The organism is Geodermatophilus arenarius, from assembly GCF_042654585.1.
Classification (GTDB): Bacteria; Actinomycetota; Actinomycetes; order Mycobacteriales; family Geodermatophilaceae; genus Geodermatophilus; species Geodermatophilus arenarius.
In genome coordinates this window covers 1-24,014 of record NZ_JBHSGR010000006.1, presented here as the reverse complement: position 1 = coordinate 24,014, position 24,014 = coordinate 1, and the positions used below count along the sequence as shown (strand labels likewise).

Here is a 24,014-nt window from a genome sequence, read left to right as displayed (position 1 = left end):
TCGTGCACGGACACCACCACCGCTTCGCCGACTCACCCTTCGCCCGCATGGGCGCCCCCGGCTGGCGCCGCCGCGGCCCGGGCGGCCGCGGGGGCGACACCCCGCCGGTCGACCGCGCCGAGGTCGCCGGCTGGTTCGCCGGGCGGCTGCCCGACGGCTGGTTCACCGGGCCGGCCGAGATCACCGTCGACCGGGACGAGATCACCGTCGTCGGCCCGCTCGCCGAGCCCGACGCCGGCGAGGGCGACCCCACCGCCGCCCGCGCCGGCCGCATCGCCCGCTTCCGCGAGGACACCCGCGGCCAGCGGATGGCCATCGCCGACGCCGCCCAGGAGCGCTACGGCCGCTCGGTGGCCTGGGGCGCCTCGTGCGGCGACGTCCGCGAGGTGTTCACCAACGCCTCGGTGCCGGTGATGACCCGGCTCCGCCAGCCCGAGCGGCTGGTGCTCGACACGCTCGTCGACGCCGGCGTCGCCCGCTCCCGCTCGGAGGCGCTGGTCTGGGCCGTGCGCCTGGTCGGGCAGCACGCCGACGCCTGGCTGACCGAGCTGCGCGACGCCATGGCCTCGGTGGAGGAGGTCCGGGCGCGCGGCCCGGAGCTGTGAGCCCTGCCAGGCTGGTGGGGTGAGCCCGCGGGAGCTGCTGCACACGGCGTACGAGGACCTCACCCGGGTGCTGCTCACGCTCACCCGTGCCGAGCGGTGGGCGCCGACCGGCTGCACCGGCCGGGCGGTGGTCGACTGACCCACCACCTGCCGCAGGACGCCCGCCGGGCGCCGGTCGCGCCGGCGACCCCGGCGGGCGGCCCGCCGGACACGACCGCGGTGGACCACTGGCGCTCGTGGCGCCCGCCGGCGCCCGACGACGAGGACGGCCCGTGGGCCACCCGCGCGGGGGCCGGCCTCCACGGCGGCTCCGCGGCGGTGCAGCGCGGCCACGCCGAGGCCGCCGCGGCGGTGCTCGTGGCCGCCGGCCGGGGGCCGCTGTCCGACGCCGACCGCGCCGCGCTGGGGACGCCGCCGCCCGGTTCCCCCTGTTCGGTTGGAGGGCCTCCCTGCCCCCCCGCCCCTCGCGAGCTCGCGGCGGGACCCGGCAGGGAGGCCGCCGCGGAGCAGGGACACTGGAGGGCGTGCCAGCAGCTGCCGCCGTCCCCGCCGCGACCGACGTCCTCGTGGTGGGGGCCGGGCCGGCGGGCTCGGCGGCGGCCGCGTGGGCCGCGCGCGCCGGTCACGACGTGCTGCTCGCCGACGCCGCCGTCTTCCCGCGCGACAAGACCTGCGGCGACGGGCTGACCCCCCGCGCCATCGCCGAGCTCGACCACCTCGGCCTCGGCGACTGGGTGCGCGGACACGCCCGCAACCGCGGCCTGCGCGCCGCCGGGTTCGGGCAGGTGTGGGAGCTGCCCTGGCCGGGTGGCGCCTTCCCCGACCACGGCGGCGCGGTGCCGCGCACCGAGCTCGACGCCCGGATCCGGGAGGTGGCGGTCGGCTCGGGGGCGGTCCCGGTCGACGGCGCGCGGGCGGTCGACGTGGAGCGCGAGGGCGACCGGGTCCGCGCGGTGGTGTTCGAGCTCGCCGACGACAGCCGGGTGAGCGTCGCCTGCCGCCGGCTGGTCGTCGCCGACGGCGTGCGCTCGCCGCTGGGCCGGGTGCTCGGCCGGGAGTGGCACCGCGACACCGCCTACGGCGTCGCCGCACGCAGCTACGTCCGCTCCGGCCGCAGCGACGACGAGTGGATCTCCTCCCACCTCGAGCTGCGCGGCGAGGAGGGCGAGCTGCTGTCCGGGTACGGCTGGGTCTTCCCGCTGGGTGCCGCCGCCGGTGAGGTCAACCTCGGCGTCGGGACCCTGGCGACGGCGCGGCGGCCCGCCGGGGTGCAGCTGAAGTCGCTGCTGGAGTTCTACGCCGGGTCACGGCGCGAGGAGTGGCAGCTCGACGGGCCGGTCCGCGACGTCGCGTCCGCGCTGCTGCCCATGGGCGGCGCCGTCTCCGGTGTCGCCGGCCGGAACTGGGCGCTGGTCGGTGACGCCGCCGGCTGCGTGAACCCGCTCAACGGCGAGGGCATCGACTACGGCCTCGAGACCGGGCGCGCCGTCGTCGACCTGCTGGCCGAGGACGACTGGTCGTGCGCCTGGCCGGCGACGCTGCGCCGTCACTACGGCGAGGCCTTCTCGATCGCCCGGCGGCTCGCCGGGCTGCTCACGGTGCCCCGCTTCCTGCCCTCGGCGGGCCCGGTCGGGATGCGGTCCCGGTCGCTGATGACCGTGGCGCTGCGGGTGATGGGCAACCTGGTCACCGAGGCCGACCGCGACGTCGTCGCCCGCGCCTGGCGCGCGGCGGGCCGGGCCTCGACCCGGTGGGACGGGCGGCCGCCGTTCAGCTGACCGGCGCTCAGACGAAGGGGCTGTTGTACATCGCGAAGTAGACGGCGATGTAGTGGCAGATCGCGGCCACGACGGTCATCGCGTGGAAGACCTCGTGGTAGCCGAAGACGCCCGGCCACGGGTTCGGCTTCTTGATCGCGTAGGCGACGCCGCCGACGGTGTAGAGCACGCCGCCGGCCGCCAGCAGCACCAGCGAGGTCACGCCCGCGATGTGCAGGATGTCGGTGAGGATGAAGACGGCGACCCAGCCCAGGCCCACGTAGAGCGGCACGCCCACCCAGCGCGGTGCCGTCGGCCAGGTGAGCTTGAGGCAGACGCCGGCCAGCGCGCCGGCCCAGACGCCGCCGAGGACCCAGTAGCCCAGCGGCTGGTCGACGGCGAGCAGCGAGAACGGCGTGTACGTGCCCGCGATGAACAGGAAGATCATCGAGTGGTCGAGCCGCTTCATGACCTTCCAGCCGCGCGGTGACCAGCGCCGGCGGTGGTAGAGCGCGCTGATGCCGAACAGGCCGCAGATGGTCAGGCAGTAGACGGCGACCGAGAAGCCGGCGCGGGCGCCGAGCACCGAGCCCAGCGGCACGAGGACGGCGCCGGCGACGATCGCGCCGAAGAAGGCGAACAGGTGCAGCCACCCGCGCATCCGCGGTCGCGTGTCGGGGTGCTCCCAGTCGCCGTCGGCGAAGTCCGCGGCGGTCCAGGTCCGCTCGACCCGCTCGTCCTCCTCGAGGACGGTGGCGAGGGCGGGGCCGCGCGGGGCCTCGATCTCGGCCCCGTCGGCCACCACCCGGACCGGCTCGAGTTCGTCGGGAGCAGAGGTCACACACCCGAGGTTACGGAGGCGTAGGTGGGGCCGCAGCGCCAGCGACCTGTGAGTTCCCCGGCAGCGCCCCGGAGGGGCGGCGCGCGGGCGGGAGGCAGCGGAACGGCGGCGTCCCCGGGCGCCTAGGGTGTGGCCCCGTGGGGGCGCGTCAGTGGGTCCGCGACGTCCTGACGCAGATGTACGAGCGTCGCCTGGCCCGGCAGCTGGTGGGCGCCGACGTCCCCCGGCACGTGGGCGCGATCATCGACGGCAACCGCCGCTGGGCACGCGCCACCGGGCTGCTCGACCCGAACGCCGGCCACCGCCGCGGCGCCGACCGCATCGCCTCGTTCCTCGCCTGGTGCGACGAGGCCGGCGTGGAGGTGGTCACCCTCTTCCTGCTCTCCACCGACAACCTGTCCCGGCCCGAGCCCGAGCTCACGCCGCTGCTGCGGATCATCGAGGGCGTCGTCGAGGACCTGTCGGCGCCCGACCGCCGGTGGCAGCTGCACCCGGTCGGCGCGCTGGGGCTGTTGCCGCCGGAGACGGTCACCGTCCTCAAGGAGGCCGAGGAGACCACCCGCGACCGGCCGGGCGCGACGGTGAACCTCGCCGTCGGCTACGGCGGCCGCCGGGAGATCGCCGACGCCGTCCGCTCGCTGCTGGCCGAGCACGCGAGCCGGGGGACGTCGCTGGACGAGCTGGTCGAGGTGCTCGACGTCGAGCACATCGCCGAGCACCTCTACACCCGCGGCCAGCCCGACCCGGACCTGGTCATCCGCACCAGCGGCGAGCAGCGGCTGTCGGGCTTCCTGCTCTGGCAGACGGCGCACTCGGAGTTCTACTTCACCGACGTCTACTGGCCCGACTTCCGGCGGGTGGACTTCCTGCGGGCGCTGCGGGCCTACGCGGCGCGGCACCGCCGTTTCGGTGGGTGACAGACTCGGGCCCATGGCACTCGGCGCGGTCGACGTCCCCCTCGAGTACGTGCGGCTGGGGCTGCGGTTCGACCGGTTGGAGTCCGGGTTCGTCGACGCCTACACCGGCGAGAAGCGGATCCGCGCCGAGGTCGAGAGCGAGCCGGCCCCGACGCCGCAGGGGCTGCGCGCCCAGGCCCGGGCGCTGCTGCAGGAGCTGGACTCGACCGTGCTCCCGGCCGACCGCGCCGCGTTCCTGCGCGGCCAGCTCACCGGCCTGGAGTGCAGCGCCCGGAAGATGAGCGGGGAGCCGGTGGGCTTCCTCGACGAGGTCCGCGGCTACTTTCAGGTCGACCTCACCCTCGGCGACCCGGCCGCCTACGCCGCCGCGCACGCCGAGCTGGACGCGCTGCTGCCCGGCGAGGGGTCGCTGGCCGAGCGCTACGCCGCGCACCGCCGTCGCGAGGAGTGCCCGCCGCAGCGGCTGGAGGCCGCGGTGCACGCGCTGTCCAGCGCGCTGCGCGACCGGGTGCGCGGCCGCTACGGGCTGCCCGAGGCCGAGACGGTGCGCTACGAGGTGGTCACCGACAAGCCGTGGTCGGGCTTCAACTACTACGAGGGCGACTACCGCTCCCGGGTGGCGATCAACGCCGACCTGCCGCACCGGCTCAGCCAGCTGGTGCACCTGGTGGCGCACGAGTCCTACCCCGGCCACCACACCGAGCACTGCCGCAAGGAACGCGGGCTGGTCGAGCGGGCCGGCCACCTCGAGCACACGGTGTTCCTCGTCAACACCCCCGAGTGCCTGATGGCCGAGGGGCTGGCCGACCTCGGCGTCGACGCCGCCGTCGGCGACGGCTGGGGGCCGTGGTCGGCCGAGGTGCTCGGCGACCTGGGGCTGCGCTTCGACGGGCACCTCGCCGAGCGGATCGCCGCGGCCGCCGCGCCGCTGAACCGGGTGCGCCAGGACGCCGCCGTGCTCCTGCACGACCGCGGGGCCGACGCCGACGAGGTCGCCGCCTACATCCAGCACTGGTCGCTGGTCAGCCCCGACCGGGCCCGCCAGCAGCTGCGGTTCCTCACCCACCCGCTGTGGCGGGCGTACATCACCACCTACGTCGAGGGCTACGACCTGCTGCACCGCTGGCTCGGCGCCCGCCCGGCCGGCCAGGACGTCGCCGACCGCTTCGTGCGCCTGCTCGACGAGCCGCTGACCCCCGCCGTCGTCACCGCCGAGCTCTCGGACGCCTGACCGGTGCCCCGCCGCGACCCCCGGGAGGCCCGCGCCCTCGGCCTGTGGACGGCGGGATGGCTGTTCGCGCTCCTGCTCGCGGGCCTGCTGTGGATCGGAGACCTCGCCGTCCAGTGGCCGGTCCTGCTGGTGCCGGCGCTGTGGGCGGCAGCGGCTGCGCGGCCGCGGCGGGGACGGCGGCCGGAGACCTGGGAGGCGCCGGAGCGCGGCGGGCCGCCGCCCACGTGGGAGCTCCCGGCGTCGCGCCCGCTGCCCCGGCCGCCGGACGCGCGGGGACGCGAGCGGTACTGAGCCGTGCGCGCCCGGCCGTCGCCGGGACGGGCGGTACGGGTGGGACCCCATCGGGTGAACAGTGGGTTTCGGCGCGCTGTGACCGCGCGCTCCTGTCGGTCCGTGCCTCTAGCGTCCGGGGTGGACGACGGGCCCGCCCCGCCGTCCACGGGAGGCCCGGTTGGTGCTGACGTTCTCGTCGACCAGGGGGGCCGGTGCCCGGCCCCTGCGCCGGGGCCCGGCCACCTTCGAGGCGGGGCGCGGTCTCGCGCCCCAGGGGAGACGACCCGTGACCACTCGCCGCACGTACGTCCTCGACACCTCCGTCCTGCTGTCCGACCCCCGCGCGCTGCTGCGCTTCGGCGACGCCGACGTGGTGCTCCCGCTGGTCGTCATCGGGGAGCTCGAGGACAAGCGGCACCACCCGGAGCTCGGCTGGTTCGCCCGCCAGGCGCTGCGGCTGCTCGACGACCTGCGGGTCACCCACGGCCGGCTCGACGCGCCGGTGCCGGTGGGGGAGGACGGCGGCACGCTGCACGTCGAGCTCAACCACAGCGACGCCGCGGTGCTCCCCGCCGGCTTCCGCAACGACAGCAACGACAGCCGGATCATGGTGGTCGCGCTGAACCTGCGGGCCGAGGGCCGCGACGTCTGCCTGGTCACCAAGGACGTGCCGCTGCGGGTCAAGGCGGCCGCCGTCGGCCTGGAGACCGACGAGTACCGCGCGCTGGACTCCGTCGACGAGGGCTGGACCGGCATGGCCGAGCTGTCGCTGGACGACGCCGAGCTGTCGGGCCTCTACGACACCGGCGAGGTGTACGTGCCGGCGGCCGCGGAGCTGCCCGCGCACACCGGGCTGGTGCTGCTGAGCTCGCGCGGGTCGGCGCTGGGACGGGTGACCCCGGACAAGCAGGTGCGGCTGGTGCGCGGTGACCGCGAGGCGTTCGGGCTGCACGGGCGCTCGGCCGAGCAGCGGGTGGCACTGGACCTGCTGCTGGACCCCGAGATCGGCATCGTCTCGCTCGGCGGGCGGGCGGGCACCGGCAAGTCTGCACTGGCGCTGTGCGCGGGGCTGGAGTCGGTGATGGAGCGGCGCGCGCACAGGAAGGTCGTGATCTTCCGGCCGCTGTACGCCGTCGGCGGGCAGGAGCTCGGGTACCTGCCCGGCAGCGAGGGCGAGAAGATGTCGCCCTGGGCGCAGGCGGTCTACGACACCCTCGGCGCGCTGGTGTCCACGGACGTCCTCGACGAGATCGCCGCGCGCGACCTCATCGAGGTGCTGCCGCTGACCCACATCCGCGGCCGCTCACTGCACGACTCGTTCGTGATCGTCGACGAGGCGCAGTCGCTCGAGCGCGGCGTGCTGCTCACCGTGCTGTCGCGGCTGGGCAGCGGGTCGCGGGTGGTGCTCACCCACGACGTCGCGCAGCGGGACAACCTGCGGGTCGGCCGGCACGACGGCGTCGCCGCGGTGGTCGAGCAGCTGAAGGGGCACCCGCTGTTCGCCCACGTGACGCTGACCCGGTCCGAGCGCTCGCCGATCGCCGCCCTGGTCACCGAGATGCTGGAGGACCTCGAGCTCTGACCGCGCGGCCCTCCTGGGGCGTTCCTCGTCCTCCTGGGGTCCTGCAGCACCCCTCGAGCGCGAAGAACACCCCAGGAGGGCTCACCTTCCGCCGCGGACTAGTGCTCGCCGGACCCGTGCCCCCAGGAGGATCCGGTCCTGCACGTCGTCCCAGGTCCAGCGGACCACTCCCCAGCCCTCGCCGCGGATGGCGTCCTCCCGGCGCTTCTCCTCGAACACGGCGTCGCCCGGGTGCTGGCCCGGCCGGAGCAGCCGCCCGTACTTGACCTGCCCGTCGAACTCGCCGACCACGCGGCGGTCCTCCCACACGAAGTCGGTGCGGCCGAGCAGGACGTCCTCCGCCGTCCGCACCGGGAACTGCAGGCCGCTGGGGTCCAGACCCAGTGCGTGCAGGACCACCCGGCTGCGGCTCTCCCCGACGCTCTCGCTGCGGCCGTCGGCGAACCGGACGGCGCGGCCGGCCGACCGGGCGCCCGGCCGCCCGCGGCACCGTCCCAGGGCGTCGGTCAGTGTGGCCTCGGTGCAGAGTCCGGCGTGCAGTGCTGCGTCGAGCACGACGACGGCCGGCTCGAACGGCACCGCACGAGCGAGGTCGACGGCGGTCCGGGCCGGCGAGGTGACGGCAACGCCGCCGACCTCCACGACCTCGTCGTCGTCCAGGCCTCCGACGTGGACGAACAGGACGCGGCCGGCGTCGTTCCACGCGGGCGGTCGCCGGGTGACGTGCACCCGGCCCAGCGGTACACCCCAGAGCGGCATGCCGAGCAGGACCGCCGCCGACTGGTGGCTGACGACGGCCGGCCGCCGGAGCTGGCCGAGTGTCGCCGTCACCAGGAGGCGGTGGCGGGCGGCCGCGGCGTCCGGTGCGGCGCCGTCGAGGTAGGCGCCTCGGCGCAGGCGGGTCCACTCCCGGCGCCGGGCCAGGCGGCCCAGCTCGTCGTCGGTGAAGCCCTCGTCGAGCGCGTCGCGGCGGAGGAGGAGGCGGGGCGGTACGTCGGTCACCGGGCGACCGTGGCGTCCTCACTCGTCCGGCAGGGCTCACCGGACCCGGTCGTGGACGACGCCCTACCTGTGGACGGCCGCTCCTGGGGTGGTCCTCGCGGTACCGGGGTGCTGCAGGGCCCCAGTGGTCCGGACAACGTCCCAGGAGCGGGGTCAGGCGGCGGGGGTGGGGTCCTCGTCCGGGAGTGCCGGCGTCCGGGACGCGCGCTGCGGGGCCGGGCGGGTCCGCGGCGTCGCGGCGTAGCGCAGCAGCGCGACGGCGCCCCAGCCGGCGAGCAGGCACCAGGGCAGCCGGGTGGCGACGTCGTCGAGCGTGAAGTCGCCGCGCAGGTACAGCGCGAGCACCGGCAGGGCCAGCACGAACCCCGCCGTGAGGACGTCCCAGCGCAGCGGGCTCATGCCTCAGCGGTCTCCAGCCGCTCGCACAGCAGCGACGCCCAGCGGTGCGCGGTCGCCCGCACGCCGTCGAGGAGGGCCACCGGCACCGTCGTCCGGCCCAGCACGGCGGCGGGGTCGGCGGTCAGGTCGGAGTCCTGGACGACGAGCGCGTCGACGCGGGGCAGGGCGTCCAGCCACGGGCCGACGTCCTCGGGCTTGCGGGTCGCCTCGACGACGGCCCAGACGGCGACCGGCGAGAAGATCGCCATGACCTGCTCGAGCCACGTCCGGCCCCCGGCGCGCATCGGGGCGTCCACCGCGACGACGGTCGGCGTCCCCGCGGCGGCGGCCTCCTGCTTGCGCGCGATCGCGGTGTCGACCGAGGTGATCCGGCTGGACTCGGGCGCGAGCGCGGCGAGGTCGCCGCGGGTGGCCCACTGCAGCCGGTCGCCGTCGAGCCGCATGCCGGCGGCCAGCGAGCGCGCGGCGGCGAGGGTCTCGACGCCGGGGCCGACGACCAGCAGCACCTCCCCGGCACCGGCCGGGGCCGACGGCGCCGCGGGCAGCGCCGCGCCGAGCGCCCGGGTCAGCGCCGCGTAGGTGCCGGACCGCGCGACCTCGGCGGGGAAGCCCCCGCCGAGCAGATCCACCGGCACGCCGAGCGCGCGCAGGCGGGCGACCGTGCCGGCGGCCTCGACCATCCGCGGGTCGACCCAGCCGCGGCCCGGCGCCACCGCACCGGCCTCGCGCACCGACGGCACGACGACGCGGGCCGGCGTCCACCCGCGGGCGGCGCGGGCGTCGACGGGCAGGCGGGTCACGGTCGCCAGGCCCGGCGCCGGGGCGGTGACGCGGGCGACGGCCTGACCGGGCACCGGCGGCAGGCGGCGCGCCGGCGGCACCGGCGGGCGCCCGAGCAGCCGCGGCACGGCCAGCTCGGCACCGGGGGTGGGCGGCGGCAGCAGCGACAGCGGGGGCAGGACGGCGGTGGAGTCGAGCGGCAGCGGGGCGGGGTCGCTGGCGGTCGGCGCGAGCACCGCCTCGTCGGCCTCCCACTCGTCGGACTCGGCCGAGGCGTCGACCCAGCCCGGCTCCTGGTCCACGCGCTGCGAGGGCGCGGGGACCGGCGGGCGGCCGCGGTGCGCGCCGCCCTGGGTGGAGGCGCTGGCGAGCACGCCGCGGAGGATGTCGGTGAGCGCGTCGTCCGGGGTGTCGTGGGCCAGGGCCGCGCGGAGCACCTCGGCGATGGCCTCCTCGCGCCCGGTGACCGGGCCGGTGAGGTCCGGGTCGGCCCAGGCGGCCACCGGCTGGGGCGCCGGCACCTCGATCGGCTCCGCGACGACGGCCGGCAGCACGTCGGTGACCGGCTCGTCCTCCGGCACCGGCGCGACGGCGGTCGGCGCCTCGGCGGCGGTGTCCTCGGTGGCCGTGTCCTCGACGGCGGACTCGACGGCGACGGGGTCCTCGGCGGCGGTCTCGTCCGCCTCCGGGCCGAGCAGCTCGGTGAGCAGGGACTCCTCGGCGTCCTCGGGGTCCTCGTCGGCCGGAGGCTCCTCGACGTCGGGCTCCTCGACGACCGGCTCCTCGACGACGGGCTCCTCGACGACGGGCTCGGCGACGGCGACGGGGCGGGACACGGGCACGGGGTCGGCCCACATGTCCACACCGGGTCCGGACTCCTCGGCGGACCCGGGGACCGCGGGAGCGTCCAGGGTCTCGGGCAGCGGCTCCTCGGCGACGGGCTCCTCGACGACGGGGGTCTCGACGACGGGCTCGGCGACGACGGGGACCTCGACGACGGGCGCGACCGGCTCCGGCACCGGCGCGGGAGCCGGAGCTGCCGGGGCAGGGGCGGCGGCGCGGGCGGGCGCGGCCATGGCGGCGGCGAGGGCGGCGGCCAGCGGCATCGCGGGCGCGGCCGGAGCGGGCTCCGGGGTCCGCAGCACCGACGGGGGCGCGAGCTCCTCGTCCGTGGCCTCGGCGGTCGCGGCGGCGACCGCCTGGACCGCCCGCAGCGCCTCGGCGCCGGCGAGCGCGGGCGCCGAGCGCACGGCGTCGTCGACCGCCTCGCGGACCTCGCGGTCACCGGCGACGACCTGCGCCAGCGCGGCGGTGAACGGCGAGGGACCGGCGGGCCCGGCCGGCGGCCGGACCGCCGCCCGGGCGGGCCGGCGGGCAGCCGAGGGCGCGGCGGCGGACGGGCCGGCGGCCGCGCGGGGGGCAGCGGTGCGGACGGCGGCGGCCGGGCGGAAGGCGGCGGTCCCGTCGGCGGGCCGGCGGGTGGCGCCCACGGACGCCCGGGAGTACAGGTCGATGCCGGGGTCGCCGTCGCCGGACCCGAGCAGGCCGGCCAGCTCGGACACCGGGTCCGGCAGCTCGGTCGGGATGGTCGGGCGCTCGGTGGGGACGGTCGGGCGCGCGGTGGGCCGGGCCGCCGCGGGCCGGCTGCGGTGCAGCTCGGTGGCGCGCAGGAACGCGCCGGTGTCGGCGAGCGGGCCGGGGTCGCGGCTGAGCGCGGCCTCGATCCGGCGGGCCGACTCGGACTTCGGCGCGGGGCCGCGCCGGGCCGGCTCGACGTCCTCCACCTCGGCGACGAACCGCTCGGTGGCGAAGAAGCCCAGCACGCCGCCGGACCGGATGCGGCGCACGCCGGTGATCCGCACCGCGTTGCCGTACCGCTCGCGGGCCGCGGCGACGGCGGCCTCGGGCGTGGGCGCCTCAACGGATGGCAACGGCACCGTTCACCACTCCCAGTGACTCGATCTGGGCCGTCCGGGAGACCTCCGAGTAGGAGATCACCGGCAGGCGGGGGAGGACCTGACGCACCAGGCGGGACAGCGCGGCCCGCACCTGGGGGGAGCAGACGAGGACGGGGGACAGGCCGTGCTGCTCGGCGTCCTCGAGCAGCCCGCTGCACCCGGTGACCAGCGCGTCGACCGAGCCGGCGTCCAGGGCCAGCACCTGGCCGCCGTCGCCCTGCCGCACCGCCTCCAGCAGCCGCTGCTCGAAGGCGGGGTCGAGGGTGAGCACGTGCAGCCGCTCGTCGGGGGTGACGTAGGGGTGGCTGATCGCCGCGCCGAGCGCCGCGCGCACCGCCTCGACCAGCCCGTCCAGGTCGGTGGAGGTCTTCGCGCGCAGCGACAGCGCCTCGAAGATGCGCACCAGGTCGCGGATGGAGACGTTCTCGGCCAGCAGCGCGTGCAGCACCCGCTGGATCTCGCCGAGGGTGAGCAGCCCCGGGGTGAGCTCCTCGACGACGACCGGGTGGGTCCGCTTGACCATCTCGACCAGCAGCCGCACGTCCTCGCGGCCGAGCAGCTCGGCGGCGTTCTGGCGGACGACCTCGGCCAGGTGGGTGGTGATGACCGAGGACCGGTCGACGACGGTCGCGCCGGCCATCTCGGCCTGCCGCTGCAGCTCCACCGGCACCCACTTGGCGGGCAGGCCGAACACCGGCTCGCGGGTGGGCCGGCCGGGCAGGCCGTCCAGGGCGTCCCCGATGGCCAGCACGGTGCCGGCGGGGGAGGTGCCCTTGGCCGCCGGGACGCCGTTGAGCCAGATGACGTACTGCGACGAGGGCAGGTCGAGGTTGTCGCGGGTGCGGACCAGCGGGATGACCAGGCCGGTCTCCATCGCGACCTTCCGGCGCAGCGCCTTGACCCGGTCGAGCAGGTCGCCGCCGCGGGAGGAGTCGACGAGGTCGACCAGGTCGAAGGCCACCTCGAGCTCCAGCGGGTCGACCCGCATGCGCTCGGCGATCGCCTCGGGGGAGTCCGGCGCGGGCTCCTCGGCGGCGGCGAGCGCGGGCGTGCCGTCGTCCTCGGCCGGGGCCTCCGTCATCCGCGCGGCCATGAGCAGGAACAGCCCGCCGATGAGGAGGAACGGCAGCTTCGGCAGACCGGGGATCAGGCACAGCGCCAGCGCCCCGCCGCCGGCGATGCGCACCGGCTGGCGGAAGCGGCCGAGCTGGGCGAGCAGGTCGCTGCCCATGTCGCCGTCGCTGGCCGAGCGGGTGACGATGATGCCGGTCGCGGTCGACAGCAGCAGCGCGGGGATCTGCGAGACCAGGCCGTCGCCGACGGTCAGCAGCGAGAAGGTGGAGACGGCGTCGCCGGGCGCCATGCCGCGCTGCATGACGCCGACGGCGAACCCGCCGACGAGGTTGATCAGCGTGATGATGATGGCGGCGATGGCGTCGCCCTTGACGAACTTCGAGGCGCCGTCCATCGAGCCGTAGAAGTCGGCCTCGGCGGTGACCTCGGTGCGCCGCTTGCGCGCCTGCTGCTCGTTGATCAGGCCGGCGTTGAGGTCGGCGTCGATGGCCATCTGCTTGCCGGGCATCGCGTCGAGGGTGAAGCGGGCGCCCACCTCGGCCACGCGGCCGGCGCCGTTGGTGATGACGACGAACTGGATGATCGTGAGGATCACGAAGATCACCAGGCCGACGACGAGCGAGCCGCCGATCACGAAGTGCCCGAAGGCCTCGATGACCTTGCCGGCGTAGCCGTCGGTGAGCACCAGCCGCGTCGAGGAGACGTTGAGGGCGAGCCGGAACAGCGTCGCGACGAGGATCAGCGACGGGAAGACCGCGAAGTCCAGCGGCCGCCTGATCTGCATCGCGACGAGCAGGATCAGCAGCGACGCGGTGATGTTCAGGCCCAGCAGCAGGTCCAGCACCGCGGCGGGCAGCGGCACGACCAGCATGAGGACGATGGCCACCACGCCGATCGGCACGGCGGCCTTGGTCATCCCTCGCACGGGCACTCCATCGGCAGCCGGGGGTGCCCGGCCGACCGCTGACGGCGCACGAGTCACAGCCGTCCCAGGGTCAGGAGGCGACCGGGGTCCTCCGGCGGCCGGCCCGCGGCAGGCCGGCGACGTCGGGCGCCTCGAACCCGGGCCGGTGGAAGCCGCCGCGCACGCCGCGGGCGCCGAGCTGCATGACGAAGGCCAGCACCCGGGCGACGGCGGTGAACAGCTGCGGCGGCACCTCCTGGCCGAGCTCGCAGGAGGCGTGCAGCGCCCGGGCCAGCGGCACGTCCTGCACCATCGGCACCCGCGCCTCGGCGGCCCGCTCGCGCAGCCTCGCGGCGATCTCGTCGGCGCCCTTGGCCACCACCCGCGGCGCGCCCTTCTCCGGCTCGTACCGCAGCGCGACGGCGACGTGCGTCGGGTTGACCAGCAGCACGTCGGCGGTGGCGACCTCGGCCATCATCCGGTTGCGCGACAGGGCCAGCTGCATCGACCGGCGCTGGCCCTTCACGTGGGGATCGCCCTCGGACTGCTTGTGCTCCTGCTGGATCTCGTACTTGGTCATCTTCAGCCTGGTCATCGTCTGCTTGCGCACCACGACGTAGTCGGCGATCGCGATGACCAGGCCGGTGATCGCCACGACGCGGAACATGAGCACGGCGGAGGAGGCGAACGTCGCCACCACCGCCGACAGCGGCAGCGCTCCTGACGCCGACACCAGCGCCTGCGCCCTTCCGCTGGTCACGACGACGACGGTCCCGAGCGCCGCCGTCTTGACGACCGCCTTGACCGCCTCCCACAGGCCGTGGGTGCCGAACATCCGCTTCATCCCGGGGAACGGGTTGAGCTTCTTGAGCGTCGGCTTCATGCCCTTGGTGGCCAGCGCGACCCCGCCCTGCGCGGCCGAGGCGAGCACCCCGACGAGCATGAGCGCGAGCGCCATCGGCAGCACCGTCTCGAGGAAGGTCGTCAGCGCCTCCCCGAGCAGCGCGCCGACGGCGTCGGGCTCCGGGTGCTCGACCACCGACCCGAACCGCACGAACAACCGGCCCACGGCGTCGAAGGCGTTCGCGACGAGCACCGGTAGGAACACGCTCGCCGCCGCCACGCCCGCCCAGGTGCCGAGCTCCTGGGTCCGCGGGATCTGCCCCTCCTTGCGCGCCTCCTTGAGGCGCTTGGGAGTGGGCTTCTCGGTCTTCTCACCGCCCGGTCCGTCCTTGGCCACCCGGCCTCACCCGCTCCGGAAGCCGACGATCGCGCGGGTGGCCTGCTCCACCAGCGCGTCCAGCGCCGGCGGCAGCAGCGGGAAGGTCAGCCCGAGCAGCGCGAGGGTCAGCATGATCTTGACGGGGAAGCCGATGGCGAAGATGTTCAGCGCCGGGGCGGCCCGGGACAGCAGGGCGAGGGCGACGTCGGCCAGCAGGAGCACGGCCACCATCGGGCCGGCGATCTGCAGCGCGGCGAGGAACATCATCGAGAACGCCGTCAGCACGACCTGGCCGACGTCCCCGGCCGGGAACCCGCCGCTGACCGGCAGCCCCTCGTAGGAGGTGGCGAACCCGCGCACGATCACCAGGTGCCCGCCGCTGGTGAACAGCAGCGTCGTCGCGAGCAGGTAGTGCAGCTTGCCGATGACCGAGTTGGTGGTCATCGCCAGCGGGTCGTAGGCCGGCTGCAGGGAGAAGCCGCCGGTGAGGTCGATGAGCTCGCCGGCGAACTGCACCGCGGTGAAGAACAGCTGGACGACGAAGCCCAGCGCCGCGCCGATGGCCACCTCGCTGACGGCGGTGACGACGAGGAACCCGGTGGTCGGCTCGGGCAGGCCCGGCGCCACGCGGTCGACCAGGGCGACCGCCAGCGCCAGGGCCAGCGCCCCCTTGACCGGCGCCGGGATGGTGCGGGTGGTGAACGGCGGGGCGAGCAGGACGAAGCCGGCCGCCCGGGCGGTGGCCAGCAGCAGGGCCGCGAGGGTGACCGCCGGGACCTCGAGGTCCATGACGGTCAGGTCCGCCCGAGCAGGCGCGGCAGCTGGTCGAAGAGGGTGTGGGTGAAGTCGACCAGCTCGGAGAGCACCCAGTTGCCGGTGACCAGCAGGGCGATGCTCACCGCGATCATCTTGGGGACGAACGACAGCGTCGGTTCCTGGATCTGGGTCGCCGCCTGGAACAGCGAGATGAGGAAACCGACCAGCAGGGCCGTGAGCAGGACCGGGGCGGCGACCTTCGCGGCCACCATCATGGTCTGGACGGCGATGTCGGTGACGTCTGCGTCGGTCATCCGTACGACCCCACGAGGGACGTGGTGATCATCGCCCAGCCGTCGACGACCACGAAGAACAGCAGCTTGAACGGCAGCGACACGATCGACGGCGGCACCATCATCATGCCCATCGACATGAGCGCGGCGCTGACCAGCATGTCCATCACCAGGAACGGGATGAACACGACCAGCCCGATGATGAAGGCACTCTTGAGCTCGGAGAGGACGAACGCCGGGACCAGCGTCGTCATGCTCACCGCGGCGCGGTCCTCGGGCTGCTCCTCCCCGGACAGGCCGACCATGAGCTGCAGCTCGTCGTCGCGGGTGTTGTCGAGCAGGAACTCCTTGAGCGGCACGACGCCGGCGTCGTAGGCCTGGGAGACCGTCATCGCGCCGTCCACGTACGGCTGCACGGCGACGTCGTTGACGTCGGACAGCACCGGCCCCATGACGAACAGCGTCAGGAACAGCGCGATGCCGGTGAGCACGGAGTTCGGCGGCGAGGACTGCAGGCCCAGCGCGTTCCGGGTCAGCGACAGGACGACGACGATCTTGGTGAACGACGTGCACAGCAGCAGCACCGCCGGCGCCACCGACAGCACGGTGACCGCGAGGATCAGCGTGATCGAGGTGCTCGGGCTGCCGTTGCCGACCGAGATGTCGACCCCGCCGTCGACCGCCGGCACGGTCGGTGCCGTGGGGGCGGTCGGCGCGGTGGGCGCCGCCGCGGCCGGACCCGCGAGCAGCACGCCGGCGAGCGCGCAGCCGAGCAGGGTCAGCAGCAGGGTGGCGGCCCGGCGCGCGAGGGCGCGCGCGGGGGCGGTGGCGGTCATCAGCGGCGGACCGTCCGCTCGCGCAGCTGGGTGACGAAGCCCTGCCAGCCCGACCGGTCGAAGACCGAGCCGGCCAGCGCGCCGCCGACGCGGGGCGCCGGGACGGCCGGGCCGCCCGCGGCCGTCGGCGCGGCGGCGGCGCGCTCCGCGAGCGTGGCCTCCACGGCGTCGCCGTCGAGCTCGGCGAGCAGGGTGACCTGCTCCTCGGTGGCGCCGACGATGAGCACCCGGTCGGCGATGCGCAGCACGTTGACCGTGCTGGCGCGGCCCATGCGCTGGCGTGCCACGACCTCGACGAGGCCGCCGCTGGAGCCCAGCCCGCGCTTCTTCGCCAGGCGCGCGGCGAACCACAGCACCCCGCCGACGAAGGCCAGCGACAGCACCAGCCGGATCAGCATCCACGTCATGCCTGCGCGGCCCCCAGTTCGGCGGCGGCGTCGCTGACGATCTCGCTGATCCGCAGGCCGAAGTCCTCGTCGACGACGACGACCTCGCCGCGCGCGATGAGGGTGCCGTTGACCAGCAGGTCGGCGGGGGCGCTGGCGGCGCGGTCGAGCTCGACCACCTCGCCCGGGTGCAGCGAGAGCAGCTCGCCCACGGTCATCCGGGTGCGGCCGATCTCGACGGTGACCTCCATGGCCACGTGCCGCAGCAGGTCCAGGCTGTTGCGCGGGGTGCGCGGCGCCGTCGGCAGGGTGACCTGCAGCGCGAGCGTCGCGATGTGGTCAGCGGAGGGGTGCCCCGCGCCGGCGACCAGCGGCACGGCGACGAACATGCCCTTGTCGCGCAGCCCGTCGAGCGCGGTCACCGGGTCCTCGGTGCGCTCGGCGTCGACCCGGACCCGGCCCAGGGTGGCCGCGGCGGCCTCGAGCGCGGGGCGCAGCGCGGTCGCGACGTCCATCGGGCCGACGGGGGAGTTGTCGAGCGCCTCGACCACCTCCGCCGACAGCACCAGGACGACGTCGCCGGTGATCTCGCCGGAGAGCCGGGCGCCGACCGCGGCGGCCGCGGCCGGCGGGACCGGGACGGCGTCGGGGTCGGTGACCGCGGGCCCCGGGACCAGCTCGGCGCCGGAGGGGACGAGCGCGGCCGCGGCGCGGGCGGCGGCCACCACGACGGCGGTGATGGTCTCTGCAGCGGCGTGAGTGGCGGCCTGGGTGGTGTCGAGCGTGGCGGTCATGCGGGGTCCTTCACGGCGGACGGGGCGGGGACGATGGCGGCGGCCAGCCGGCGCCGGTGGTTGCTGGCGATCGCGTGGGCGAAGACGGCGTCGTTGGTGGTGACCTCGAGCGGCGCGTCCCGCGGGTGGCGCAGCAGCAGCACGTCGCCGACGGTCAGGGAGAGCAGGTCCTCCGAGGACACCTCGAGCGGGCTGAACCGGACGCTGACGTCGACCGGCACCAGCTCCAGGCGGGCGGCGAGCAACTCGGCGGCGCGCTGCCGGGTGCGCTGGGCCGACTCCGACAGCTGCGGGGAGGCGGCGCTGTCGAGGGCCTGCTGGAAGGAGCTGAAGGGCAGCACGAGCGACGCGGCGCCCTCGCGGCTGCCGATCGACATCGTGTAGCGGGCCACCATCACGGTGTCCGAGCCGGCCGCGGCCTGGGCGAGGGCGGGGTTGTACTCGATGCCGTCGATGGCCGGCTGCAGCTCGGTGACGTGCGCGAAGGAGGCGGCGAACTCCTGCAGCAGCCGGGTGAGCAGCGACGTGGTGATGGTGGTCTCCATCGCCGTCATCGGCCGCTCGGGCTGGTGGGCGGCGCCGGAGCCGCCGAGCATGTGGTCGACGCCGGCCATCGCCATGTCCAGCGGGTAGGCCAGCAGGCCCTTGCCGCCGAGCGGCTCGATGGTGAACGTCGTCAGGAAGCAGGGGTCGGGCAGCGTGGCGAGGAAGTCGTCGTAGGAGTGCTGCTCGATGCCGTGCAGCTCCATCCGGGCGCCGGTGCGCAGCATCGTGGTGAGGACCGTCGTCGCCTGGCGGGCGAAGGCCTCCTGGGCGATCTGCAGCACGCGGACGTGCTCGCGGGAGAGCTTGGTGGGGCGGCGGAAGTCGTAGGTGCGGGGCGCACCGCGCCGGCTGCGGCCGCCACCGGCCGGCGCCTGCGGCCCGGGCCCTGCGGGCGCGGTCGCGGTGTCGGGGCGGGTCACGGTCCCCTCATCGGCGGGGCCCGGACGCGAACTGACCGGCGGCGCGGGGCGCCGCCGGTCAGCCGGGGAGTGTGGGACGAGTGGGACTGGTGCGTCACTGGGTGACGTACTCCGTGAGGTAGACGTGCATGACCATCGGGACGCCGTCCTCGGTGTAGGCCTCGACGATCTGGTGCTCCAGGGACTCCTTGAGGGCCTCGCGGGCGCCGGTCACGTCGGCCGGCTGGGCCTGGGAGTAGGTGGAGATGAGGATGTCGAGGGCCTTGGAGCCGTCGACGCCGCCGCTGCCGTGCCCGCCGGAGGCGGCGGCCGCGGTGTACTCCAGGGTGATGCCGATCTTGAGGTAGCCGCCGCCGGCCAGGTTGACCGCGATGGGCTCCAGCGCGGTGTAGCCGCCGTGCTCGGGCTCCTCGGCCTCGGCCTCGCCGCCGGCGAACAGGAAGAGGTACGCCGCGGCGCCGAGGACGACCAGCAGGACGGCGGCGACGACGAGCAGCTTCCTCCTGCCGCCGCCCTTCGCCTCCTCGCCCTCGGCCGGGGCGTCCTTCTCCTTCTCCTTGGCCTTGCTCTTGGTGCTCACTCGTGGGTGCCTTCCTGGGCAGGGGCGGCGGCCGGTGCGGGCGCGGCCTGTGCGGGGGCGTCGAGGCCGGGCAGGAGCTGCCGGGCCTCGGCGGAGGCGTCGGACAGCACGACGACGTCGACGCGGCGGTTGAGGGACAGGGCGTCCGGGTCGCTCGCCGGCACCACCGGGCGGGTGTCGGAGTAGCCGGTCCCGGACATCCGGTCCTGCGGGACGCCGGCGGCGGCCAGGTGGCGCACCACCGTGGTGGCCCGGTAGGCCGACAGCTCCCAGTTGGAGGGCCACGGCCCGCCCGGGGTCACCGGCAGCGAGTTGGCGTGCCCCTCGATCGCGAGGTCGTTGGGCAGCGCGGCCAGGGTCGGGGCGACGGCGTCGAGGATGGTGCGGCCCTGGGGCTGCAGCGTGGCCTCCTCGGGGCCGAACAGCACCGGGTCGGACACGATGTGCACGGTCAGGCCGCGCTCGTCGATCTCGTACCGCGCCGTCCCGGCGTGACCGGCCGCCGCGAGGGCGGCGTCGATGGCGTCGCGCGCGGCGGCGAGCTGGTCGTACTCGGCCCGCGCCTCGGCCGCGACGTTCGCGGCCTCCTGGGCGGCGGCCTGCGCGGCGGCGGCGTCGACGTCGGACTCCGCGGCGGGGGCCGGCGGGATCTGCACGTCGACGGCGGCGTCGAGGGAGTCGAGGACCGAGGCGTCGGAGTTCGTGCCCGCGCTGCTCAGCGCGCTCACCGGGGCGCCGAACGCCTCCGACAGGCCGCTGGCCAGCGCGGCGAACTTCTCCTTGTCCACCTGGCTCATCGCGAAGAGGACCACGAAGAGCACCAGGAGCAGCGTCATCATGTCCGCGTAGGACACCAGCCACCGCTCGTGGTTCTCGTGCTCCTCGTGCTCGGGGTGCTTCCTGCCGCGGCGCTTGCCGCCGCCGTGGCCGCCGGCGCTCACGCGCTGCCCCCGGGGGTGGTCACGCCGCCTCCTTGGCGGCCTCGCTCGGCGGGATCAGGGCGCTGAGCTTGAGCCGGACGGCGCGCGGGCTGGTGCCGGCCTGGATCTCGGCGATGCCCTCGACGAGCAGCTCCATCTGAGCGGCCTGCAGCTCGCTGACCCGCAGGATCTTCGCGCCCATGGGCAGGAACCAGAAGTTGGCCGCCATGACGCCCCACAGGGTCGCGACGAACGCCGAGGCGATCATCGGGCCGAGGGCCTCGGGGTTGCTGAGGCTCCCCATGACGTTCATCAGGCCGACGATGCAGCCGACGATGCCGATGGTCGGGGCGTAGCCGCCCATCGTCGTCATGAACTTGGCGGCGACCTTGTCCTCGGCCTTCTTGGCGGCGATCTCGCTCTCGAGGACGGCGCGCAGCTCCTCCGGGTCGGTGCCGTCGATGCCCATCTGCAGGCCGCGCTTGAGGAACGGGTCCTCGATCTGCTTGACCTGCGCCTCCAGCGCGAGCAGGCCCTCCTTGCGGGCCTTCTCGGCGAGGGTGACCAGGGTCTGGATCTGCTCGGAGGCCGCCGGGACCTTGGCCGGCATCAGGCCGGCCTTGAACCAGCCGCCCATCTTCTTGAGGTCGCCCATCGTCTGGCCGGACATCGCCGCGCCGAAGGTGGCGACGATGACCAGCACGATGGCCGGGAGGAAGATCAGCGACGTCGGGTCGGCGCCCTCCATGACCATGAAGACCAGGAGCGCGACGAGCGAGATGACGAAGCCGATCAGGGTCGACGGGTCCACGGGTCAGCGCTCCTCACGGGCCGGGAAGGGGACGACCGACGCGCGGCGGGTGTCGCCGGCCGGGTCGGTCGCCGGGGCGCCCGGGCCGGCGGTCGTGCTGGAGCGGTAGGTGCCGCGGTCCATGGCGTAGGCGGTCGCGAGGATGCTGGCCCGGTACTCGCGGATCTCGTCGAGCACCTCGTCGACGTCCTCGCTGACGACGTACTTGGTGCCGTCGACGAGGAAGACGACCGTGTCGGGGTGGCCCTCGACCCGCTCGATCAGGTCGGGGTTGAGCGCGAAGTGCTCCCCGTTCAGGCGCGTCACTCGGATCACGGGTGGGTCCTCTGGCTCGTTCGGGAAGGGGGAGGGCCGCGACGGCGCGGCGCCGGCTACAGGGACCATCGGTCCCGCGCGGGGACTGCTTGAGCCGAACCCGGCCCGCCGCACCACCCCCGGGGGTGAGCCCGGCACCGCGTTCCCGCACGTCACACGCGCACCGGGGCACGACGCGGCGCGGCCCGGCACCCCGGGGAACGGGTGCCGGGCCGCGGCCTGGTGGGGGAGGTCCTCGCTCAGCGCTTGAGGTTGACCAGGTCCTGCAGGATCTCGTCGGAGCTGGTGATCACGCGGCTGTTCGCCTGGAAGCCGCGCTGGGCGACGATCAGGCCGGTGAACTCCTCGGCGAGGTCGACGTTGGACATCTCCAGCGCGCCGGCGGTCAGCGAGCCGCGCCCGCCGGTGCCGGCCTCGCCGATGACGGCCTGGCCGGAGTTGTCGCCCACCCGGTAGCTGGAGTTGCCGGCCTTGGACAGGCCGCCGGGGTTGGCGAAGGTGGCCAGCGCCAGCTTGCCGATCGGCTCGCGCAGGCTGTTCGAGTAGACGCCCATGATCGTGCCGTCGTTGCTCAGCGAGATCGACTGCAGCGTGCCCATGGCGTTGCCGTTCACGCCGCTGGGGGTGAGCGAGGTCTTCCCGCCGTACTCGGTCAGCCCCCCGAGGCGGATGCCCACGCTCTGACCCGCGACCGTGAAGGAGAACGTCGTGTCCGGGGGGAGCTCGCCCGTCCCCGGGTCGAAGGACAGGACCTGCGAGGCGAGGGGAGCCGACTCACCCTCCTGCGCGGACACGGTCCACCGGTTGGCGGCGTCCTTCGTGAAGGTGAGGGCGATCTCGTGCGCCGTCCCGACCGAGTCGTAGACGGTGACCTGCGTCTCGATCTCGCCGTCGACCGCGGTCGACGTCGACAGGTTGCCGGCGAGCGTCCCGCCGGTCGTCGCCGTCGGTGCCATGACCTGGCCGAAGGGGATGCGCAGCGGGCCGATGGGGCCGTTGGCGTCGACGGTGCCGTCCGCGCCGACCGTCCAGCCCTGCAGCTGGGCGCCGTCGGGGGTGACCAGGTTGCCGGCGCCGTCGTAGTCGAAGGACCCGGCGCGGGTGAACAGGTTCTCGTTGCCGGCGCGGGTCACGAAGAAGCCGTCGCCGCTGATCATGAAGTCGGTGGCGCGGCCGGTGTTCTGGGTGGAGCCCTGCCCGAAGTTGGTGGTGACGCCGGCGACCCGGACGCCGAGGCCGACCTGCGCCGGGTTCGTGCCGCCGGTCTCGGCGGTCGGCGCGGAGCCGTTGCGGATCACCTGGGACAGGGTGTCCTCGAAGACGGTCTGGCTGCTCTTGAAGCCGACCGTGTTGACGTTGGCGATGTTGTTGCCGGTCACGTCGAGCTTGGTCTGGTGCGCGCGCAGGCCGGAGATGGCCGAGAACATCGAGCGGAGCACGGGGAGGTCCTCTCAGGAGGGGGGGAGCGTGGGCTAGGCGGGGAGGGAGATCTCGCTGAGGCGGCCGAGGGGCACCTCGGTGCCCCCGACGACGGCGGTCGGCCCGTCGCCGCCGAAGCGGACCGACGACACCGTCCCGGTCCGCGTGGTGCCGTCCTCGGCGGTCCAGCTGACGCTGTGGCCGACCAGCGCGCCGGCCGAGAGCGAGCGCTGCAGGGCCAGCAGCTCGGCGTTCTGCGCGGCGATCTCCTCGAGCTTCTCGACCTGGGTGAACGTCGCCGTCTGCGACATGAACTCGGTCGTGCTCGTCGGGCTGTTCGGGTCCTGGTACCGCATCTGCGCGACCAGCAGCTGCAGGAACGTGTCCTTGCCCATCTGGTCGCTGCGGTCCACCGCGGTGGTGGCCGTGTACGTGGCCGGGCTGCCGCCCACGCCGCCCACGGGCTCGGTCATCGTCGGCTCCTCTCAGGCCCGGACGTCGAGGACGCTCGACGCGGGGTGGTCGGCGGCGGCAGCCGGGCGGCTCCCGTCGGTGTCGGGGGTGCGCAGCCACGGCCGGCCGCGGTCGTCGGCGGCGCCACGACCCTGGGCACCGCCCTGCGCGGACCCGCGGCCGTGCTCGCCGGCCTGCTGCTGGGCCTGCTGCCAGCCGGCCTGCGCCTGCGACGAGCCGGAGCCGGCCGCGTCGCGGTCCACCTGCAGCCGCGAGCAGGTCAGGCCCGAGGCCTCCAGGTCGCGGCGCAGGTCGGGCAGGGCGTCGAGGAGGGCGGCGCGGCCGGCGTCGGAGGCGCCGCGCAGGCTGAGCTCGACCGTGCCGGAGTGGACGGTCACCCGGACCTCGACCGGGCCGAGCGTCTCGGGGGTGAGCACCAGCGTCATGGTGTGGGTGCCGTCGGGGCCCGCGGCCAGCGTGGCGACGGTGGGGGCGACCTGGGCGGCCACCGGCGGCTGGGGCACGTCGGGCCGGGCCGGGGCCGCGGCCGGGGTCGCCGATGCGGGAGCCGGTACCGGGGCGGGCGCCGGGACCGCCGACAGCGGGGTCCCACCGGAGGTGCCGGGGTCGCGCTCCTGCGCGCCCGGGTCCGCGGCCGCGGGGACCGGTGCGGCGGCCGGTGCGGCCGCCGCCTCGGCGGGGACGGGCAGGGCGGCCGCCGGGACCGACGCCGGCTGCGGGTCGGCCGCGACGACGACGAGCCCCGCGGGCAGCGCCGCCGCGGCGGGAGCCGCGGGCGGAGGGGTCGCGGGGGCCGGGACGGCGGTGCCGGGCAGCGCGGCGGGCGCGGTCGGCACGCCGGCGCCCGCGGGGACCGGCGCCGGGGCGGGCCGGGGGAGGCCGGCGGCGACGCCCGGCACCGCGACGGCCCCGGCGGGGAC

The 24,014-nt window shown here is 75.4% G+C and carries 25 protein-coding genes; 6 read left to right on the top strand and 19 right to left on the bottom strand.

Going from position 1 to position 24,014, the window contains the following annotated elements; translation table 11 throughout:
- The first annotated feature begins 2 nt into the window (after positions 1 to 2).
- Together ACFO3M_RS07110 and ACFO3M_RS07105 are read left to right on the top strand one after the other, a co-directional pair.
- Positions 3 to 605, top strand: coding sequence for a hypothetical protein (locus ACFO3M_RS07110; RefSeq protein WP_387987876.1), 603 nt, complete (start codon positions 3 to 5; stop codon positions 603 to 605).
- Between the two features lie 524 nt (positions 606 to 1,129).
- Complete coding sequence (locus ACFO3M_RS07105; RefSeq protein ID WP_387987875.1) at positions 1,130 to 2,383, top strand: geranylgeranyl reductase family protein; 1,254 nt, start codon at positions 1,130 to 1,132, stop codon at positions 2,381 to 2,383.
- A 7-nt stretch (positions 2,384 to 2,390) separates the two neighbouring features.
- Here ACFO3M_RS07105 and trhA read toward each other — a convergent pair whose 3' ends face one another.
- Positions 2,391 to 3,203: a PAQR family membrane homeostasis protein TrhA gene (gene trhA / locus ACFO3M_RS07100; RefSeq protein WP_387987874.1), complete on the bottom strand. Its 813-nt coding sequence runs from the start codon at positions 3,201 to 3,203 to the stop codon at positions 2,391 to 2,393.
- A 137-nt stretch (positions 3,204 to 3,340) separates the two neighbouring features.
- Here trhA and ACFO3M_RS07095 point away from each other — a divergent pair, with 137 nt between their 5' ends.
- The 4 genes from ACFO3M_RS07095 to ACFO3M_RS07080 all read left to right on the top strand — a co-directional run bounded on the left by ACFO3M_RS07095 (position 3,341) and on the right by ACFO3M_RS07080 (position 7,206).
- The gene (locus ACFO3M_RS07095) at positions 3,341 to 4,120 is read left to right on the top strand and encodes an isoprenyl transferase (protein WP_387987873.1); all 780 of its coding nucleotides are present in this window, start codon (positions 3,341 to 3,343) and stop codon (positions 4,118 to 4,120) included.
- A gap of 13 nt (positions 4,121 to 4,133) precedes the next feature.
- Positions 4,134 to 5,351, top strand: a complete 1,218-nt coding sequence (locus ACFO3M_RS07090) for a DUF885 domain-containing protein (RefSeq protein ID WP_387987872.1) — start codon at positions 4,134 to 4,136, stop codon at positions 5,349 to 5,351.
- A gap of 3 nt (positions 5,352 to 5,354) precedes the next feature.
- A complete protein-coding gene (locus ACFO3M_RS07085; protein WP_387987871.1) occupies positions 5,355 to 5,642 on the top strand; it encodes a hypothetical protein in 288 nt (95 codons plus the stop codon).
- 268 nt (positions 5,643 to 5,910) lie between these two features.
- Entirely contained in the window at positions 5,911 to 7,206 is a 1,296-nt protein-coding gene (locus tag ACFO3M_RS07080; RefSeq protein WP_387987870.1) for a PhoH family protein, read from the top strand.
- An 81-nt stretch (positions 7,207 to 7,287) separates the two neighbouring features.
- Here ACFO3M_RS07080 and ACFO3M_RS07075 read toward each other — a convergent pair whose 3' ends face one another.
- The 18 genes from ACFO3M_RS07075 to ACFO3M_RS06990 form a co-directional block, all read right to left on the bottom strand.
- On the bottom strand, positions 7,288 to 8,208 hold the full coding sequence (locus ACFO3M_RS07075; RefSeq protein ID WP_387987869.1) for a hypothetical protein: 921 nt from the start codon (positions 8,206 to 8,208) through the stop codon (positions 7,288 to 7,290).
- 153 nt (positions 8,209 to 8,361) lie between these two features.
- A complete protein-coding gene (locus tag ACFO3M_RS07070) occupies positions 8,362 to 8,607 on the bottom strand; it encodes a hypothetical protein (protein WP_387987868.1) in 246 nt (81 codons plus the stop codon).
- Complete coding sequence (locus ACFO3M_RS07065; RefSeq protein WP_387987867.1) at positions 8,604 to 11,324, bottom strand: hypothetical protein; 2,721 nt, start codon at positions 11,322 to 11,324, stop codon at positions 8,604 to 8,606. Before ACFO3M_RS07065 ends, ACFO3M_RS07070 begins: the two co-directional genes overlap by 4 nt.
- Positions 11,305 to 13,335 carry a flagellar biosynthesis protein FlhA gene (gene flhA, locus ACFO3M_RS07060; protein ID WP_387987866.1) on the bottom strand — a complete coding sequence of 677 codons (2,031 nt, stop codon included), beginning with the start codon at positions 13,333 to 13,335 and terminating at the stop codon, positions 11,305 to 11,307. Before flhA ends, ACFO3M_RS07065 begins: the two co-directional genes overlap by 20 nt.
- A 79-nt stretch (positions 13,336 to 13,414) precedes the next feature.
- A complete protein-coding gene (locus ACFO3M_RS07055) occupies positions 13,415 to 14,563 on the bottom strand; it encodes an EscU/YscU/HrcU family type III secretion system export apparatus switch protein (RefSeq protein ID WP_387987865.1) in 1,149 nt (382 codons plus the stop codon).
- Between the two features lie 6 nt (positions 14,564 to 14,569).
- Positions 14,570 to 15,334: a flagellar biosynthetic protein FliR gene (gene fliR, locus ACFO3M_RS07050; RefSeq protein WP_387987864.1), complete on the bottom strand. Its 765-nt coding sequence runs from the start codon at positions 15,332 to 15,334 to the stop codon at positions 14,570 to 14,572.
- Between the two features lie 5 nt (positions 15,335 to 15,339).
- Positions 15,340 to 15,615, bottom strand: a complete 276-nt coding sequence (gene fliQ, locus ACFO3M_RS07045; protein ID WP_387987863.1) for a flagellar biosynthesis protein FliQ — start codon at positions 15,613 to 15,615, stop codon at positions 15,340 to 15,342.
- Positions 15,612 to 16,430: a flagellar type III secretion system pore protein FliP gene (fliP, locus tag ACFO3M_RS07040; RefSeq protein WP_387987862.1), complete on the bottom strand. Its 819-nt coding sequence runs from the start codon at positions 16,428 to 16,430 to the stop codon at positions 15,612 to 15,614. Before fliP ends, fliQ begins: the two co-directional genes overlap by 4 nt.
- The gene (locus ACFO3M_RS07035; protein ID WP_387987861.1) at positions 16,430 to 16,837 is read right to left on the bottom strand and encodes a FliO/MopB family protein; all 408 of its coding nucleotides are present in this window, start codon (positions 16,835 to 16,837) and stop codon (positions 16,430 to 16,432) included. Before ACFO3M_RS07035 ends, fliP begins: the two co-directional genes overlap by 1 nt.
- On the bottom strand, positions 16,834 to 17,610 hold the full coding sequence (fliN, locus tag ACFO3M_RS07030; protein ID WP_387987860.1) for a flagellar motor switch protein FliN: 777 nt from the start codon (positions 17,608 to 17,610) through the stop codon (positions 16,834 to 16,836). The genes ACFO3M_RS07035 and fliN overlap by 4 nt, the downstream gene beginning before the upstream one ends.
- The gene (locus ACFO3M_RS07025; protein WP_387987859.1) at positions 17,607 to 18,575 is read right to left on the bottom strand and encodes a flagellar motor switch protein FliM; all 969 of its coding nucleotides are present in this window, start codon (positions 18,573 to 18,575) and stop codon (positions 17,607 to 17,609) included. The genes fliN and ACFO3M_RS07025 overlap by 4 nt, the downstream gene beginning before the upstream one ends.
- Positions 18,576 to 18,669: 94 nt before the next feature.
- Entirely contained in the window at positions 18,670 to 19,155 is a 486-nt protein-coding gene (locus ACFO3M_RS07020; protein ID WP_387987858.1) for a flagellar basal body-associated FliL family protein, read from the bottom strand.
- A complete protein-coding gene (locus ACFO3M_RS07015) occupies positions 19,152 to 20,096 on the bottom strand; it encodes a flagellar motor protein MotB (RefSeq protein WP_387987857.1) in 945 nt (314 codons plus the stop codon). The genes ACFO3M_RS07020 and ACFO3M_RS07015 overlap by 4 nt, the downstream gene beginning before the upstream one ends.
- A gap of 19 nt (positions 20,097 to 20,115) precedes the next feature.
- Positions 20,116 to 20,886: a motility protein A gene (locus ACFO3M_RS07010; protein ID WP_387987856.1), complete on the bottom strand. Its 771-nt coding sequence runs from the start codon at positions 20,884 to 20,886 to the stop codon at positions 20,116 to 20,118.
- A 3-nt stretch (positions 20,887 to 20,889) separates the two neighbouring features.
- On the bottom strand, positions 20,890 to 21,201 hold the full coding sequence (locus tag ACFO3M_RS07005; RefSeq protein ID WP_387987855.1) for a flagellar FlbD family protein: 312 nt from the start codon (positions 21,199 to 21,201) through the stop codon (positions 20,890 to 20,892).
- A 239-nt stretch (positions 21,202 to 21,440) separates the two neighbouring features.
- On the bottom strand, positions 21,441 to 22,640 hold the full coding sequence (locus ACFO3M_RS07000) for a flagellar hook protein FlgE (protein WP_387987854.1): 1,200 nt from the start codon (positions 22,638 to 22,640) through the stop codon (positions 21,441 to 21,443).
- Positions 22,641 to 22,673: 33 nt separating this feature from the next.
- Complete coding sequence (locus tag ACFO3M_RS06995; protein WP_387987853.1) at positions 22,674 to 23,093, bottom strand: flagellar hook capping FlgD N-terminal domain-containing protein; 420 nt, start codon at positions 23,091 to 23,093, stop codon at positions 22,674 to 22,676.
- 12 nt (positions 23,094 to 23,105) lie between these two features.
- The coding region (locus ACFO3M_RS06990) for a flagellar hook-length control protein FliK (protein WP_387987852.1) at positions 23,106 to 24,014 on the bottom strand (909 nt) is incomplete at its 5' end.

What these genes read in the sequence shown, in the direction of transcription:
- fliN (WP_387987860.1), bottom strand. Translation starts at nt 17,610, where the DNA reads ATGACCGCCACGCTCGACACCACCCAGGCCGCCACTCACGCCGCTGCA.
- fliR (WP_387987864.1), bottom strand. Translation starts at nt 15,334, where the DNA reads ATGGACCTCGAGGTCCCGGCGGTCACCCTCGCGGCCCTGCTGCTGGCC.
- ACFO3M_RS07090 (WP_387987872.1), top strand. Translation starts at nt 4,134, where the DNA reads ATGGCACTCGGCGCGGTCGACGTCCCCCTCGAGTACGTGCGGCTGGGG.
- ACFO3M_RS07035 (WP_387987861.1), bottom strand. Translation starts at nt 16,837, where the DNA reads ATGACGTGGATGCTGATCCGGCTGGTGCTGTCGCTGGCCTTCGTCGGC.
- fliP (WP_387987862.1), bottom strand. Translation starts at nt 16,430, where the DNA reads ATGACCGCCACCGCCCCCGCGCGCGCCCTCGCGCGCCGGGCCGCCACC.
- ACFO3M_RS07070 (WP_387987868.1), bottom strand. Translation starts at nt 8,607, where the DNA reads ATGAGCCCGCTGCGCTGGGACGTCCTCACGGCGGGGTTCGTGCTGGCC.
- flhA (WP_387987866.1), bottom strand. Translation starts at nt 13,335, where the DNA reads ATGACCAAGGCCGCCGTGCCGATCGGCGTGGTGGCCATCGTCCTCATG.
- ACFO3M_RS06995 (WP_387987853.1), bottom strand. Translation starts at nt 23,093, where the DNA reads ATGACCGAGCCCGTGGGCGGCGTGGGCGGCAGCCCGGCCACGTACACG.
- fliQ (WP_387987863.1), bottom strand. Translation starts at nt 15,615, where the DNA reads ATGACCGACGCAGACGTCACCGACATCGCCGTCCAGACCATGATGGTG.